Origin of the sequence: Nonomuraea sp. NPDC050790 (assembly GCF_044456745.1) — a bacterium.
In the GTDB taxonomy this organism is placed as follows: domain Bacteria; phylum Actinomycetota; class Actinomycetes; order Streptosporangiales; family Streptosporangiaceae; genus Nonomuraea.
Map to the genome: position 1 here is coordinate 97736 of NZ_JBITGF010000017.1, position 17034 is coordinate 114769.

Annotated in this window: 6 protein-coding genes; all 6 read right to left on the reverse strand. The window is 74.0% G+C overall.

Features of this window, described 5'->3' with window-relative positions; genetic code table 11:
* Positions 1–3 precede the first annotated feature (3 nt).
* On the reverse strand, positions 4–2907 hold the full coding sequence (locus ACIBEJ_RS49700; protein ID WP_397190048.1) for a BTAD domain-containing putative transcriptional regulator: 2904 nt from the start codon (positions 2905–2907) through the stop codon (positions 4–6).
* Positions 2908–3101: 194 nt separating this feature from the next.
* Positions 3102–11657: an amino acid adenylation domain-containing protein gene (locus tag ACIBEJ_RS49705; protein ID WP_397190049.1), complete on the reverse strand. Its 8556-nt coding sequence runs from the start codon at positions 11655–11657 to the stop codon at positions 3102–3104.
* Between the two features lie 18 nt (positions 11658–11675).
* The gene (locus tag ACIBEJ_RS49710) at positions 11676–11843 is read right to left on the reverse strand and encodes an MbtH family protein (protein ID WP_397190050.1); all 168 of its coding nucleotides are present in this window, start codon (positions 11841–11843) and stop codon (positions 11676–11678) included.
* Between the two features lie 11 nt (positions 11844–11854).
* Entirely contained in the window at positions 11855–14953 is a 3099-nt protein-coding gene (locus ACIBEJ_RS49715; RefSeq protein WP_397190051.1) for an amino acid adenylation domain-containing protein, read from the reverse strand.
* Positions 14950–16311, reverse strand: coding sequence for an AMP-binding protein (locus ACIBEJ_RS49720; protein ID WP_397190052.1), 1362 nt, complete (start codon positions 16309–16311; stop codon positions 14950–14952). The genes ACIBEJ_RS49715 and ACIBEJ_RS49720 overlap by 4 nt, the downstream gene beginning before the upstream one ends.
* On the reverse strand, positions 16308–17033 hold the full coding sequence (locus tag ACIBEJ_RS49725; protein WP_397190053.1) for a thioesterase II family protein: 726 nt from the start codon (positions 17031–17033) through the stop codon (positions 16308–16310). Before ACIBEJ_RS49725 ends, ACIBEJ_RS49720 begins: the two co-directional genes overlap by 4 nt.
* Position 17034 lies beyond the last annotated feature (1 nt).

Consider the following 17034-nt stretch of genomic DNA (forward strand, 5'->3'; position numbering starts at 1 on the left):
CGTTCAGAACTTGCTGCGGAGTTCGTCCACGCGGGCCCGCCAGACCTTCGCCTCGCTGTCGGTGAAGATGGCCTCCGCGCGTTCCAGGCGCACCGCCGCCATCTCCGGCTCGTCGCGGGCCAGGGCCAGCTCGGCCAGAGCCAGCAGCGCCTGCCCCTCGCACTGCTGGCTTCCGCCCAGGCAGGCCGCCATCAGCGCGTCGCCCAGCAGCGGCTTCGCGCCCACGAGGTCGCCCTGGGCCAGGCGCACCCGTCCGATCCCCAGCAGCGCGAACGCCTCGCCGATGGAGTCGTTCATGCTGGTCGCGGTATGCAGGGCGGCGTCGAACGACTCCTCGGCCGCCTCCAGCCGCCCCCGGGTGAGCAGCGCCTCGCCCAGCCGGAAGCGCACCTGCGCCTCGATCCGGCTGGACCCGGTACGCACGCAGATGGCCAGCGACTCCCGCAGGTACGGCTCCGCCTCCTCCGCCCGCCCCGACTCCAGGTGGATCTGCGCGATGTTGCGCAGCACGTGCGCCTCCCCCACCGGGTCGCCGACCGAGCGCAGGTCTTCGAGCGCCTGCTCGTACCATTCCTGCGCCACCGTGTACTGGCCTTTGGTGCGCTCGATGAAGGCCAGGTGCCGCAGCACGAGCCCTCTGCCGTGCACGTCGCCGCTGGCCTCGAACCAGGAGCGGGCGGCCTCGAGGTTCTGCTGCGCCTCGGCCAGACGTTGCTCGACCAGTTCCAGCCCGCTGAGCGAGTACCGGACGACGGCCTCGCCGCGTCTGTCCCCGGCCCGCCGTACCGCGCCCCAGGCGATCTCGTGCGTCTCGCGCCACGCCTGCCGGTAGGAGCGGGTCTCGAAGAGGGTGACGGAAGTGACGGCCAGGTCCCAGCAGATCTCGTGCAGGCCGAGCCGGGCGGCCTGGTGCACGCTGGAGACGAGGTTGGTGAGCTCGGTCTGGAACCACTCGATGGGGTCCTCGATCAGGCTCTCCACCAGCTCCTCCGGTAGGGGCCACGGCTCGGCGCCGGAGTGGAGGATGGTGTAGTCGCCGCCGTACGCCTGCCGGTGCGCCCGGCCGGCGAGGTGCAGCCAGCAGCGCAGCAGCCGGTGCAGCGCCTCCTCCTGCTCCTGGACCGGGATCTCCCTGGCCAGCAGCTCGCGTACATAGGTCCTGGTGAGGTCGTGCAGCCGGTAGCGGACCTGCTGGTCGTCGCGGACGACGAGGTCGACCAGGCGCTCCTCGACCAGGGTCTCCAGGATGTCGGTGGCCGCGTAGGGGTCCATGTCGAGCAGCGGCCCGGCGATCCAGCCGCCGAAGTCCACCTCGTCCAGCGCGCCGAGCAGCAGCACCAGCCGGGCGGCGGGCGGGTCGAGCTCCTGGCAGGAGATGGAGATCGTGGCGCGGACGCTGGCGTCGCCCAGGATCAGCTCGTCGAGGCGGCGCCGCTCGTCGGCGAGCCTGCGCACCATCTGGTCGATCTGCCAGTGCTGGCGCATGGAGAGCTTGGCGGCGACGATGCCGAGGCCGAGCGGCAGGTGGCCGCAGGCTTCGGCCAGGCGCCTGGCGGCGGCGTGCTGGGTCATGACCCGGCCCTGGCCGATGACCTGGGAGAGCAGTTCGAGGCTGGTGTCCTCGTCGAAGACGTCGAGGTCGACGTGGTGGGCGCCGTGCAGGCCGATGACGGAGCGGCGGCTGGTGACGAGCAGGGCGCAGCGGGGCTCGGCGGGCACCAGCGGCAGGATCTGGCGGGCGCTGGCGGCGTCGTCGAGGACGACGAGCACGCGCCGGTTGGCCATGACGCTGCGGTACATGGTGCCGAGTTCGACGATGCCGCTCGGCAGCACGGACGGGGCGACGCCGAGGGAGCGCAGCAGGCGTTCGAGCACCTGCTCGGCGGGGACGGGGTGGCCGTCGGCGTCGCGCAGGTGGGCGTAGAGCTGCCCGTCGGGGAAGGCCTCGCGGGCCTTGTGCGCGGCGTGTACGGCCAGCGCCGTCTTCCCCACTCCGCCCGGCCCGGTGACCATGACGACGGCGGCCCGGTGCATCTGCCGCGAGTCGACCAGGTGGTCGCGCACGTCGGCGATGACCTCGTCGCGGCCGACGAAGTTGGACGGCGCGGCGGGCAACTGGTGGGGCACGATCTTCTCCGGCTCGGCCACGGGCGCGGCGGCCAGGCCGGGGTCCTGCGAGAGGATGGCCTGCTCAAGCTGGCGCAGTTCCTCGCCGGGGCTGAGCCCGTGCTCCTCGACCAGCGTGTACTGCACGTTCCGCAGCACTTCGAGCGCCTCGACCTGCCGGTCGGCCCGGTAGAGGGCGAGGGCGAGTTGCATGTGCAGCTCCTCGCGCAGCGGGTGGACGGCGACGAGTTCCTTGAGCTCGCCGAGCAGCTCGTGGTGGCGTTGCAGGCGCAGTTCGAGCTCGATGCACTCCTGGAGCGCGGCGAAGCGTTCCTCGTTGTGACGGGTGGCGGCGGCCTCGACGCGGCGGCTGTTGATGCCCTCCAGCGCCTCGCCCCGCCACAGGGCCAGGCCGGCGCGGAACTCGCTGACCGCTCCTTCGAGGTCCTGGGCGCGGGCTGCCTCGCGGCCCCGGGTGACGTGGCGGCGGAAGCGGGTGAGGTCGAGGCAGTCCTCCGGGACCCTGATGAGGTATCCGGCCGAGTGGGTGACGATGACCTCGGCGTCGGTGTACTTGCCGAACCAGCCGCGTAGCTGGGAGATGCAGATCTGGACCTGGGCGTCGGCGGTCTTCGGGGGCTCCTCGCCGTACAGGGCCTCGACGAGGCGGCCGGTGGTGACCACCCTGCCGGGTTCCAGTAACAGCATCACCAGCACGATCTGGCGGCGGCGGCCCTCGATATCCACCTTGGTTCCGGCGAATACTTCGAGCGGCCCAAGCACCCGAAACTCGAGGATCAACGCCCACCTACTCACTTGACAACGAGTTACCGTTGATCTGCAGAGGTCACTATATGCGTGAAATATGACGTTGGGGAGAACCCCGATTCGGGGGCAGGGTTTCGGCCAGCACAAATGCCAACATACGAGTTAATCGGGATAACGGCACGGGTGCCACCCGCTGAAATCCAAGGGTGGCACCCGTCAAGGTCTGACTACTGTTCGGCCCAGGCGTGGAATCCCGCGTCGAGTTCCACGAGGAGGTCGATGGCGAAGTCCGTCCCCGATTCCCCGTTCGACATCAGGACCACTCCGGCCCCCGATTCAAGGCCGACACCCGAATAGCAGCGGTATCCCGCGGCCACCCCGGTGTGCCCGAACCAGCGGATACCGTCCACCTCCCTGACGACGGTCCCGAGCCCGTACGCGGCCCCGGAGCCCGGGGTGAGGAGCTGCCCGGCGGCCCACCGGTCGAGCAGCCGGCCGGTTCCCGCGTGCGCCCGCTGGATCTCCGCGGCCACCCTGGCCAGGTCGGCGGCGCTGGTCCACAGCCCGCCCGTGGCGCTCGGGTAGACCCGCCAGCCGCCGTCGAGCGGGCGGCCCTCCTGGTCGTGGCCGACGGCGGCGCGCTCGCCGAGCGACCGGGCGTAGGCGGTACCGTAGCCGCTGTCGCGCATCCCGAGCGGGCCGAAGACGAGTTCGCGCATCAGCTCGCCGAACGGCCGGCCGGTCAGGTCGCGCAGCACCTGCTCGACCACCACGAAGTGGTTGCCCGAGTACCGGTAGCGCTCGCCCGGCGCCAGTTCGGCGCGGATCGGCGCGGTGGCCGCGGGCAGGCGGCCGTCCAGCACGTCGAGCAGGCCGGGCTCCGGCTCGTCCGGCCGCCGCGCGCCCGCCCCGCCGAACTCGTCCCGGGTGAGCCCCGCGGTGTGGGCCAGCAGCCCGCGCAGCGTCACACCGGACGCCGCCAGCCGCCAGCCGCGCAGGTAGTGGTTGACGTCCTCGTCGAGGTCGGCGAGGCCCTCCTGGACGAGCCTGAGCACGCCGACCGCGGTGACGTGCTTGCTCACCGAGCCCGCCTGGAAGACGGTGTCCGGCCTGACCAGCGCCCCGGTGGCGGCCGAGGCGAGACCCTCGCCCCACGCCTCGGCCACCGAGCCGTCGGCCACGAGCGCGACGGCGGCGCCCGGCACCCGGTGGCGCCGCAGCCGCAGCCGGGTGGCCGGAATGCCGGGGAAGAACCGGTCCAGGAACGCGCGCCCGCTCGGCGTGTGTCCCTGGGCGGGGATGAGCAGCGCCACCAGCCGGTCGAGGAAGCGGTCGGCCAGCGCGCCCACGGTCTCCTCGCGGTGGAGGTTGGCCGAGTAGTTCCAGGCGACCTGGAAGACGCCGTCCACGACGGCCCCGTTGATCTCGATGAGGTGGGGACGGCGTCCGGCGGGCGCGCGGTCGCCGCCTCCCGCCGACCTGATGCGGGTGAACAGCCCGGTCTCGGCGGCGGTGCGGACCTGGCCGTGGTAGTTGAAGCTGATCGGCGCCGCCTCGTGCGCGCACGCCAGTCCGTGCCCGATGCCGTGGTGCGGCGTGGTGTGCAGGTGCTCCCGGACGATCTTGACGCAGCGCCCGGTGTCGAGGGCGTCGGGCAGGTGGACGTGCAGCGGGTGCAGCGCGGTGAACCAGCCGACGGTCCTGGACAGGTCAACGTCGTCGAAGAGCGGCTCGCGCCCGTGTCCCTCCAGGTCGATGTGGACGTCGGGGCTGCCGGTGTGGTCGGCCGCCGTCTGGGCCAGCGCGGTCACCAGCAGGTCGTGCACGGAGGTGCGGTAGGCGGTGTGCGCCGAGCGCAGCAGCGCCTGCGTGTAAGAGGCGTCCAGCGTGCGGACCACCGTGGCGGTGGAGGACTCCACGTTGTCGCCGCCCGGCAGGTCCACCGGGAACGGCGCCGCCTGCGGCCGCGGCATCCTCCAGTACGCGGCCTCGGCGGCGAACTCCGCCGACTGCGCGTACTCGGCCAGCTTCACGGCCCAGTGGCGGAAGGAGGTGGTCTTCGGGGGAAGCGGCAGCCCCTGGTAGGCGGTGGCCAGGTCGTCGAGCAGGATGCCCCACGAGACGATGTCCACGGCCACGTGGTGGATGGTGACGGTCAGCTCGCGGCCGTCCAGGTGGGCTCGGACGATCGGGCCGCGCTCCAGGTCGAGCCCTTCTTCGGGCGCCCGGCCCGTGTGGAGCAGGTCGGCGTCCTCGGTCGCGGCCAGGTGCTGGGTCCAGCCGGCCGGGGTCCTGCGCAGCCGTAGCCGCAGGGCGTCGTGGTGGGCGGTGAGCCTGGCCAGCGCGGCGCGCAGCCGATCGGGGTCGGGGGGTTCGGTCCAGCGCAGCCGTACCGTCTGGTGGTAATGGTCGTGCGGCCAGTCGAGCGCGGTGAACCAGCGCTGGATGGGGGTGAGCGGGACCGCCCCGGTGACCGTGCCCTGCTCGGCGTGGGTGGCGGCGGGGGTCTCCGCGCTCTCCAGGGCGCGGGCGAGTTCGGCGATGGTCGGGTCGGCGAACATCTGCCGCGGGGTGAGGGCGAGCCCGGCGCGGCGGGCCTTGACCATGACCTGGATGGACAGGATCGAGTCGCCGCCGAGGTCGAAGAAGTTGTCGTGGACGCCCACGTCGGGCACGCCCAGCACCTCGCTCCACGCCTCGGCGAGGATCTTCTCCACCTCGGTGCGCGGGGCCACGAAGGCCGCGGCCAGCTCGGGGCGGACCGCGTCGGGCGCGGGCAGCGCCAGCCGGTCCACCTTCGTGTTCGGGTTCAGCGGCATCTCGTCGAGCATGACGAAGGTGCTCGGCACCATGTAGTCGGGCAACCGGGACTGCACGTGCGCGCGCAGCTCGGAGGTCGTCGGCCGGCGGCCGCGGGCGACCACGTAGGCCACGAGCCGCTTGGGCGCGTTCTCCTCCTCGCGGGCGACCACGACGGCCTGGCCGATCAGCGGGTGGGCCTCGATGACCGCCTCGACCTCGCCCAGCTCGACCCGGAAGCCGCGTACCTTCACCTGGTGGTCGAGCCGGCCCAGGAACTCCAGCGTCCCCTCGGGCAGCCAGCGGACCAGGTCGCCGGTGCGGTAGAGCCGTCCGCCCGGCGGGCCGAACGGGTCGGGCACGAAGCGCCGCGCGGTCAGCCCGGGACGGCCGTGGTAGCCGCGGCCGACGCTGTCCCCGGCCAGGTACGCCTCCCCCGCCACCCCGACGGGCACCGGATCGCCGGCCGGGTCGAGCACGTACACGCGGGTGTTGGCGATCGGCGCGCCCACCGAGACCCGCTCCGCGGCGGGGTCGCAGACCCACGCGGTGGAGTCCACGGACACCTCGGTCGCACCGTAGAGGTTGAGCAGGCGCGTGTCCGGGCAGCGCCTGCCCCACTCGCGCAGCACGTCGGGCGTGAGCGCCTCGGCGCTGGCGAACAGCCAGCGCAGCGGCAGCCCGCCCTCCTCGACCAGCGGCAGCATGGCCCGCAGCATCGAGGGGACCAGGTGCGCGGCGGTGACGTTCTCGCCGGTCATGACCTGGACGATGTAGTGCGGGTCGCGGTAGCCGTCCGGCCTGGCCAGGAAGACCGCCGCCCCCGAGGCCCAGGGCCAGAACATCTCGTAGACGGAGATGTCGAAGCTCAGCCCGGCCAGTTGCAGGACCTTGTCGCCGTCGCCGAGGGGGAAGCCGCGCACCATCCACCAGATGTAGTTGACGATGCCCTGGTGCCTGATGAGCGTGCCCTTCGGCCGCCCGGTCGAGCCCGAGGTGTAGATGACGTAGGACAGGTTGCCCGGACGGGCCGAGCGTTCGGGGCGGCCCGGGTCCTGGGCGGCGATGCGCGCCGCGTCCGGCCCGCCGTCGAGCACGACCACCCGCCCGTCGTGCTCGGGCAGCCGTCCGGCCAGCCGTTCCTGGGTGAGCACGACCGGCGCCGCGGTGTCGGCCAGCATGAACGCCAGCCGCTCCGGCGGGTACTCCGGGTCGAGCGGCACGTAGGCGCCGCCGGCCTTGAGCACGCCGAGCACCGCCACGGCCATCTCCACGCCGCGCTCGACGCAGATGCCGACCAGCGTCTCCGGCCCGACGCCGAGCTCGCGCAGGTGGTGGGCGAGCCGGTTGGCCCGCGCGTCCAGCTCGCCGTAGGTGACGCCGGCCCCGCCGCACACGACCGCGACCGCGCCGGGCGCCCGCTCGGCGCTGTCCTCGAACAGCTCGTGCAGGCAACGCTCCCGAGGGTACGGCGCCGCGGTGTCGTTGAACTCCTCGACCACGGCCCGCCACTCCTCGGCGGGCAGCGGCGCGAGATCGGCGGGCGCCGCGCCAGGCCGGGCGGCCAGCTCTTCGAGCAGCATCCGGTAGTGGGCCAGCAGCCGCCGGGCGCCGTCCGCGGTGACCCGGGAGGGCTGGTAGTCCAGCCGCAGCCGCAGCTCGTCGTCGAGCCCGACGTTCAGCACCAGCGGGTAGCCGGTCTGCTCCCACGTCTGGGCGGCGGTGATCTCCAGGCCGCCGGGCGCGCGCTCCTTGCGGGGGAAGTTCTCGAACATGAGGATCGTGTGGAACAACCGCTGCCCCGCGGGCACCCCCGACTGCCGCCGCACGTCGACCAGCGCGCAGTGCTCGTGGTCGCGGTGCTCGACGAGCTGCTCGTGGACCTCGCGCAGCCAGCCGGCGACCGTGGCGCGCTCGGGCACGCGCACCCGCACCGGCAGCGTGTTGATCAGCAGCCCGACGGTCCGCTCGACGCCGGGCAGCCCGCCCGAGCGCCCGGACACGGTCGAGCCGAAGACGACGTCGCGGCCGCCGGAGTGGCGGCTGAGCAGGAGTCCCCAGGCGGCGTGGGCGATCGCGCTGACCGTGATGCGGTGCTCGCGGGCCAGCTCGCGCAGCCGCCGCGTGGCCCGCTCGGACAGCCGCTCGTGCAGCAGGGCGACGTCCTGCCTGGTCGCGCCGTGGCCGTCGGCGCGCTCGGGCGGCAGGATCGTCAGCGGGGTGGGGCTGGTGACGTCGGCGAGCATGTCCCGCCAGTAGCCCGCGGCGGCGGCCCGGTCGTGGCCGCGCACCCACTCGATGTACTTCCTGAACGGCGCCGGCTCCGGCAGCGCGGGCGGCTCGCCGCTCTCGCGCAGGCTCCGGTAGACCTCCCGCACCTCGTCGAGGACCAGGCGGACGCTCCAGCCGTCCAGCAGGACGTGGTGACCGTGCCAGATCAGCCGGTGCGTGCCGTCGGCCAGCCGGATGAGGTCGAAGCGGCGCGGGGGCTCGTTCTCAAGGTCGACGCCGCGGGCGCGCTCGTCGGCCAGGTGGGCGGCCAGGCGCTCGGCGACCTTCGGCATCGGCAGGGCGGTCCAGTCGAGTTCGCGCAGCCGTACCGGGGCGTGGGGGTGGACGATCTGCATGGGTTCCGGCAGGCCGTCCCACGCGAACGTGGTGCGCAGGATCGGATGGCGCGCGACGACGTGCTCCCAGGCCCGGCGCAGCGCGGGGACGTCCAGCTCGCCCTCGACGGTGTGGACGAACTGCACGATGTAGTCGGTGCTCTCGGGCTCGAACAGCGTGTGGAAGAGCATTCCGGCCTGCAGCGGCGAGAGCGGGTAGGTCTCGGGCGCGGCCGTGTCGTCCCGCTGCTCGACGGCGGGCACGGCCACGGCGGCCAGTTCCCGCAGCGTCTGCCGGGACAGCACCTGGCGCGGGGTGATCTCCAGCCCGGCCGCGCGTGCCCCTGCCACGACGTAGATGGCCAGCACGGAGTCGCCGCCGATGTCGAAGAAGTTGTCGCCGGCGCCGACCGCCTCGCGGCCGAGCACGTCCGCCCACACGCGGGCCAGCGCACGCTCGGCGTCGGTGGCGGGCTCCGCGGCGGCGCTCGGTCCGTCCTCCGGCGCGGGCAGCCGCGCGCGGTCGAGCTTGCCGCTCGGGGTGAGCGGGATCTCCTCCAGTACGGCCAGCGTCGCCGGCACCATGTACCCGGGCAGCGCCCCGGCCAGGTGGCGGCGCAGCTCGGCCACCTCGACCTGGCCGGACGGCACGACGTATCCGGCCAGCCGGAGCCCGCCCGGCCCCTCGACGGGGACGACGGCGGCCTGCCGTACGCCGGGGTGGGTCAGCAGGACGGCCGCGACCTCGCCCGGCTCGACCCGGTTGCCGCGGATCTTGACCTGGTCGTCGATCCTGCCCTGCAGTTCGAGCTGCCCGTCGGGCAGGAACCTGGCGCGGTCGCCGGTGCGGTACATGCGCGCGCCGGGCGGGCCGAACGGGTCGGGCACGAACCGGCGCGCGGTCAGCCCGGGACGCCCGTGGTAGCCGAGCGCCAGCCCGCGCCCGCCGACGCACAGTTCGCCGAGCGCGCCGCGCGGCACCGGCCGCAGCCGCTCGTCGAGCAGGTAGACGGCGGCGCCGGCGATGGGCCGGCCGATGCGGAAGGGCGGCGCGCCCTCGGGCACGTCGGCGTAGGTGGTGTGGACGGTGGTCTCGGTCGGGCCGTAGCCGTTGACCAGCCGCTCCGCCCGCGCCCTGATCTCGGCGGCGAGCGGCTCGGGCATCGGCTCCGCGGTGTAGAGGGCCACCCGCAGCGAGTCGCCGACGTCGCCGGACATGAGCAGCCGCCAGCCGGACGGGGTGGCCTGCACGTGGGTGACCCCATGCTCGCGGATGACCCGGCACTGCCCCGCCCCGTCGGCCCTGACCGACTCCGGCGCCACGACCACGCGGCCCCCGGAGATCAGCGGCAGGTAGAGCTCCAGCGTGGAGGCGTCGAAGCCCATGGAGGCGAGCAGCAGCCACCGGTCGCCGGGGCCGGCGCCCAGGTGGTCGCGGGCGCCGTGCAGCAGGTTCACCACGGCGGCGTGGGTGGCGTCGGTCCCCTTGGGCCGCCCGGTGGAGCCGGAGGTGTACACCACGTAGGCCAGATCCTCCGGCCGAGGCCCAGGCAACTCGCCTTCATCCGCACCCACGTCGGAGAAGGGCACGCCGGACGTCTCGCCGTCGCCGATCACCAGCGCCGCCTCGACGTCCTCCAGCATGTACGCCAGCCGCGCCGCCGGATAGGCCGGATCCAGCGCCAGATAGGCGGCGCCCGCCTTCATCACGGCCAGCGCCGACAGCACCATCTCCGCACCCCGGGGCAACGCCAGCCCGACCACGTCACCCGGCCGCACCCCTCGCGCCAGCAGCCCGCGCGCCAGCCGGTCGGTGACCACGTCCAGCTCGCGGTAGCCGAACACCTGCTCACCGCACACCAGGGCGGTCGCCCCGGGCGAGGCCGCCGCCTGCGCCCGGAAGAGGCTCACCACCGTCCCGGTAGGTGGTTCCCCTCCGGCGGAACCGGCCCAGGTGCGGGTGAGCAGGTGCGTCTCTGTGTCCCCCATGACCGCCGCGCTCCCGACGGGCTCGCCGGGCCGCGCGACCACGTGCTCCACGACGTTGACCAGGTAGCCGAGCAGCCGCCGCGCGGTGTCCGCGGTGAACAGGTCGGTGGCGTAGTTCAGCGACAGCTCGATGCCCGCGCCGCCGTTGACCGCGATCAGCGTCAGGTCCACCTTGGCGGTGGGGTCGGCGAAGCCGACCGGCTCGGCCTTCAGCGCGGGCAGCTCACCGGCCCGCTCGCCGGTCTCGAAGCACTGGTAGAGAACCTGGTAGACGGGGTTGCGCGCGGCCGACCTGGTGGCCTTCACCGCCGCCACCACCTGGTCGAAGGTGACGTCCTGGTGGTCGAAGGCGCCCAGGACCACCTCGTGCGTACGGCGCAGCAGCTCCGCGAACGCCGCTTCCCCCGACAGGTCCATGGGCAGCGCCACCGCGTTGGCGAACAGGCCGAGCAGCGCCTCGGTCTCGGCGGCGTTGCGCCCCGACAGCACCGATCCGATCGCGAACCCGCGCTGCCCGCTGTAGTGCCTCAGGACGATCGCGTAGCAGGTCAGCAGCACGGTGTAGACGGTGACGCCGTGGGCGGCGGCCAGGGCGCGGACCCGGCCGCTCAGCTCGGGGTCGAGTTCGAGGCCGACCGCGTCGCCGGCGTGCGACTCCGCCGCCGGTCTCGGCAGGTCCGTGGGCAGCTCCAGCACCTGGGGGACGCCGTCCAGCGCCTGCCGCCAGTAGGCGAGCTGGGCGGGTTCGCGCTCGGCGACCCTGCGCGCCTGCCAGTGGGCGTAGTCGGCGTACTGGACGGGCAGCGGGGAAAGGGACGGGGCGCGGCCGGCCACCGCGGCGCCGTACAGCTCGTCGAGCTCGCGCAGCATCAGCGTGCACGACCAGCCGTCGGAGGCGACGTGGTGGGTGGTGAGGGCGAGCAGGTGCTCGCCGGGCTCGGCGACGCGCACGAGCAGCGCGCGGAAGACCGGGCCCTCTGCCAGGTCGAAGGGGGTGGCGATCTCGGCCATGGCCAGGGCGAGCGCCTCGTCCCTGCCGGCCGCGGCGGCCAGGCGGAACGCGGCGGGGGCGGGCGGTGCGACCTCCTGGAGCGGCGGCGTGCCCCGGTAGGCGGTGCGCAGGATCTCGTGCCGTTCCACCAGGGCGTCGAGGGCGCGGCGCAGAGCGTCGACATCCAGTTCGCCCGGGAGACGCAGCAGCCGGGGGACGGTGTAGACCGCGTTCGAGTCCAGGAACTGGTTGGTGACCCACATGGCGTGCTGCACCGGCGAGAGCGGCGCGGCGCCGGCCGGGCGGCGCGGGATGCCCCCGTCGCCGCCCCCGGCCCGGCCCTGCAGGCGCCTGCGCAGCAGGGCTTGCTTCTCGGGCGAAAGGCTGTCGATGTTCATCGTCGCTCCCTCACGGACTCACGTGCGCAGGCTGCGCGGGCGCATGTCCACCCACACCCGCTCGATGTGGGCGGTGCACTCCTCCTCGGTGCCGCTCGTGCCCTCCTCCTTCCAGCCGGCCGGCACGTCCCGGCCGGCGGGCCAGATGGAGTACTGCTCCTCGTCGTTGACGACGACCTTGTACATCGGGTGCCTCCTCACGTTTCCGCGACCATGAGGCGGGCGGCCTCGTCGTCGCTCATCGCCTCGATCTCGGCGAAGATCAGCTCTTCGATGCGGGCGGCCGCGGCGCGTACCGTGGAGTGCTCGAACACCAGGCGCAGCGGGATGTCGAGGGCGAAGGACTCGCGCATCCTGTTGACCGCCCTGGTGACCAGCAGGGAGTGCCCGCCCATGGCGAAGAAGTCGTCGTTGGCGCCCAGCCTGGGCACGCCCAGCACGGCCGCCCACACCTCGGCGATCGCCCGCTCGGTGTCGGTGCGCGGGGGCACGAACGGCTCGTCGCTCAGCGAGCCGGGGTCCGGCTCGGGCAGCGACCTGCGGTCCACCTTGCCGCTGGGCATCCTGGGCAGCTTCGGCAGCGCGACGATCGCGCTGGGCACGGCCTGCGGCGCGAGCCGTTCGCCCAGGAACGCCCGAATCTCGGCCGTCGTAGGGGCGGGCCCGTCGAAGGTCACGTACGCGGCCAGGCGCTTGTCGCCCGCGACCGGCTCCCAGGTGGCGACCACCGTGTCGGTCACGCCGGGGAAGGCGCGCAGGGCCGCCTCCACCTCGCCCAGCTCGATCCGCACGCCCCGGACCTTCACCTGGTGGTCGCGCCGGCCGCGGTACTGCAGGGAGCCGTCGGGGCGCAGCCGGCCGGTGTCGCCGGTCCGGTAGACGCGCTCGCCCGCCCGCCACGGATGGGGGACGAAGGCCCGCGCCGTCTTGCCGGGGTCGCCCACGTAGCCCCGGGCCAGGCCGAGGCCGCCGATGCACAGCTCGCCGACCGCGCCGTGCGGCACCGGCTGGAGGGTGTGGTCCAGCACGTACACCTCGTGGTTCTCCATCGGCCGGCCGAGGCAGACCGCCTCGCCGCCGTCGGCGTCGGCCGGGGTGCAGACGTGGTGCGTGGAGTCGATGGAGACCTCGGTGGTGCCCCAGTGGTTGTTCAGCCTGGGCCGGCAGCCGAGCCGGTCGTAGAAGGCGGCGACGGTCTCGGGGCGCAGCCGGTCGCCGTCGGAGACCACGTGCCGCAGCGCGTGCAGGCCCTCGCGCGCGCCCGGCCCGATCTCGTCCAGGAACATCACCAGCATGCTCGGCACGAACTGCAGCCAGACCACCTCGTGCTCGATCGCCGCCCGCAGCAGCGCCTGCGCGTCGCGGTGCAGGCCGGGCGGCAGGACCACCACGCGCGCCCCGACCATGAGCGGCCAGAAGATCTCCCTGGCCACGTCGTCGAAGGTCAGGGGCGTCTTCAGCAGGACGGCCTCGCCCGGGGCGAGCTGGTAGCGCTCCTGGAGGTTGGCCATCTGGCCGGTCCAGCCCTGGTGGGTGCAGGCCACGCCCTTGGGCTCGCCGGTCGAGCCGGAGGTGAAGTAGACGGCGCACAGGTGGCCGGGCCGTACCGGCTGGGGGTCTGGGCCCTCGCCGCGCAGCAGCTCGGCGACCTCGCCCGCGCTCACGCAGACCTGCGCGCCGGCCAGTTCCAGGAGCCTGCGCACGCGGGCGGGCGGGGTGTCGGGCTCGATCGGCAGGTACGCCCCGCCGGCCTTCAGCACCCCGAGCACCACGGCCACCAGGTCGGCCGAGCGCTCCAGCATGACGCCGACCGGCGTGTCGGGGCCGACGCCCCGGGCGGCCAGCGCGCGGGCGACCGCGTCGACCCGCTGCCGCAGCTCGTCGTAGGTCAGCGTCAGCTCGCCGTCCTCGACCGCGGGGGCATCGGGCGTGCGGGCGGCCTGCTCGGCGAACAGCTCGTGCAGGCAGCGATCGGGCAGCTCGACCCGGCCCGGCTCGGCGTGCGCGCGCAGGCCGATCACCTCGGAGTCGGCGAGCACGGGCACCTCGTCCACGCGCAGCGACGGGTCGGCGGCGACCGCGTCGAGCACCGCCCGCAGGTGCGCCATGAGCCGCATGACCGTGGTGGTCTCGTAGAGCGCGGTGTCCCACTCGACGGAGTAGGCGACGCCGTCGCCCTCGCGGCGGAACTCGATCGTGAGGTCGTACTTGGAGCCGCCGCCCGGCGTGAGGATCTCGCTCACCTCGACGCCGTCCAGCTCGGGCGGCGCGACCGGGGCGGTCAGGTCCACGAGGATCTGGAACAGCGGCGTCCTGGACGGGTCGCGCTCGACGCGCAGCTCGGTGACCAGGGAGTCGAAGGCCAGCGCCCGCCCGTCGTAGGCGTCCAGGGCGGCGTCGCGCACCCGGCCGACCAGCTCGGCGAAGGTCGGGTTCGCCGAGACGTCGCCGGGCAGCACGAGCATGTTGAAGAACGGGCCGATGACCGGCTCGCGCCTGGTCGAGGAGGACGCGCCGGTGGTGACGTCGTCGCGCCCGCTGTAGCGGTAGAGCAGGGCGTGCACGCCGGCCAGCAGCACCATGTAGAGGGAGGCGCCCTGGCCACGGGCGAGCTCGGACAGAGCGCGGGCGGTCTCGTCCGTCAGCTCGAACCCGTGGCGCAGAGCTCCCTCGCCGCCGCGGATCTGCGGCCGTGGATGGTCGGGGGCCAGCTCGAACGGGCTGAGGTCGGCCAGCGCCGCGCGCCGCTCCGCCACGATCGGGGCCAGCTCGCCCGCGTCGTAGGCGGCGTCGTCGGCGGCGGCCAGGTCGCGGAACTGCCGGGGTATCGGCGGCAGCTCGCGCCCGGCGTACAGCTCGGTGAGCTCGCGGTGGAGGACGCCGACCGAGCCCCGGTCGAAGGCGAGGTGGTGCACGGTCAGGCAGAGCACGTGCTCGTCCGGCGCCAGGCGCAGCAGCAACGCGCGCAGCGGCAGCCCGGCGGAGATGTCCAGCGGCGTCGCCGACTCCGCCGCGAGCGCCGCGCCGAGGTCGTCCTCGGCGACCGTGCGCACGTCGAGGCGGAAGCCCGAGGCGGGCCGCAGCACCCCTGCCAGCTCGCCGTCGCGGGTGTCCAGGGAGGTGCGCAGCACCTCGTGCCGGGCGACGATCGTGGTGAGCGCCCGCTCCAGCCGCCCGGCGTCGAGGGGGCCGCGCAGGCGCAGGAACGTGCTGCCCAGGTAGCCGGCCTCGCCGGGGGTGAGCTGGTCGGCCAGCCAGAGGCGGTGCTGGACGCGGGGCACGCGGACGTGGTTCACGGGCTTCCCCTCAGGGCGTCGACGTCGATCTTGCCGTGGCGGGTGAGCGGGAGCGCGTCCATGGCCGCGATCTCCGACGGGATCATGTACGCCGGGAGCAGGTCCTGGAGGTGGCGCTGGATGTCCTGCCGGTTCGCGGTGGCGGGGGTGACAGCGGCGGCCAGCCGTACCTCTCCCGAGGGGGTCTCGCGGGTGTAGACGACGGCGTCGGTGAGGCCGGCGAGCATCAGGATGGCGTGGACGATCTCCGCGGGCTCGGTCCTGCGCCCGCCGATCTGGATCTGGTCGTCGGCGCGGGACAGGTAGTGGAGCACCCCGTCGGGGCCTTCGGAGACGAGGTCGCCGGTGCGGTACCAGCGCTCGCCGTCGTGGCGGACGAAGGCGTCGTCGCCCGCGCCGAGGTAGCCGAGCGCCACCGCGCGCCCGCCGAGCCACAGCTCGCCGTCCGCCGCGACGCGGGTCCGCACGTACGGCAGCGCCCGCCCGATCGGCGGCGGCCCCTCCCCCGGCCCGAGCCGCTGGCAGGTGGCGGCGACGGTGCACTCGGCCGGCCCGTAGATGTTGTAGAAGACGAACGGGTGGCGCGGCTCGGGCCGCCGGGTGAGCCGGTCGCCGCCGGTGAACAACATGCGGGTCGGGAAGCCGGCCGGCCACTCCTGGTCGAGGACGCCCGCGACCATCCCGGTCGGCACGAACGACGCCCTGACCTCGTGCGCGCGCAGGAACTCCTGGTAGTCGAGCGGGTCGAGGACGGCGTCGAGCGAGGGCACCGCGAGCGCGGCGCCGTTGGCCAGAGCGCCCCAGATCTCCAGCACGCTGGCGTCGAAGCTGAGCTGCGCGACCTGTCCCGCGACGTCGCCGGGCTCCAGCGTGGTGATCTCCTTGTACCACCGGGTCATCGGGCCGAGCCCGGCGTGGCCGACGACCACGCCCTTCGGCTTGCCCGACGAGCCCGAGGTGAAGATCACGTACGCGGCGGCCGGGTCGATCGGGGCCGGATCGGGCAGCAGCCGGCACCGGCCCGAGCCGGGCCCATCGCCCTCGTCGTCGGTGAGCACGGCCGCCGGCCGGGCGGTGTCGAGGATCGTGCGCACCCTGGCCTTCGGCTGTCCGTGGGCCAGGGGCAGGTAGGCGGCGCCGGCCGACCAGGCGGCGAGCATGCCCGCGATCGCCGGCCCGCGGCTCGCGCAGGCCACGGCCACGAGGTCGCCCGGCCCGACGCGGGCGCGGGCCAGCTCGGTCCTGAACTCCTCCACGTCCCGCGCCATCCGCCCGCAGGTGTAGACCCTGCCAGCCTCCAGGACGCAGGGCGCCTCGGGGTCCTTGCCGACCCAGCTCATCACCTGGTCGTAGATCATGCCGCCCGCCAATGCCGGTCCACGGCCCCGGCGAGCACCGCCGGGTCCTGGAGGTAGAAGAAGTGATCGCCTTCGCCCGCCTCGCAACCCAGCCAGGCGGCGGTGTGCCGGCGCCAGGTCGCCAGGTGCGCCTCGGTCATGACCGGGTCGTGCCGTCCGGCCAGCGCGAGCACCGGAATGGACAGCGGCTCGGGGTGGTCGTCCACGTACTCCCTGCCGAGGGCGAGGTCGGCGCGGAGCGCGGGCAGCACCAGCTCCATGAGCTCCTCGTTGTCGAGCAGCTCGGCCGCGGTGCCGCCCTGCCGGGTCAGCGAGGCGATCAGCGATCCGGCGCTCAGCCGTTCCGGCGACAGGTCGGGCATGGGCGAGCCGGGCGCGGCCGAGCCGGAGACCAGCAGCCCTGCGGCGGGCCGCTGCTTGGCGGCCAGCAACTGGGCGGTGTCGTAGGCGGCGAAGGCGCCGAAGCTGTGGCCGAACAGCAGCACGCGGCCGGGCGCCCGCAGCAGCTCGGGCAGGCAGCCCACGGCGATCTCCCTGACCGAGCCGGCCTGCGGCTCGCGCAGCCGGGGCCCGCGTCCCGGGTACTGCACGCTCCACAGCGACCACCCGCCGGGCACGGCGTGGGCCAGGGCCATCGCGGCCGAGGCGCTCGAACCCGCCGAGGGGAAGAAGACGAACCGGTCCCTGCCCTGCTCGCGGATCGGCTGAAGCCAGTCGCTCATG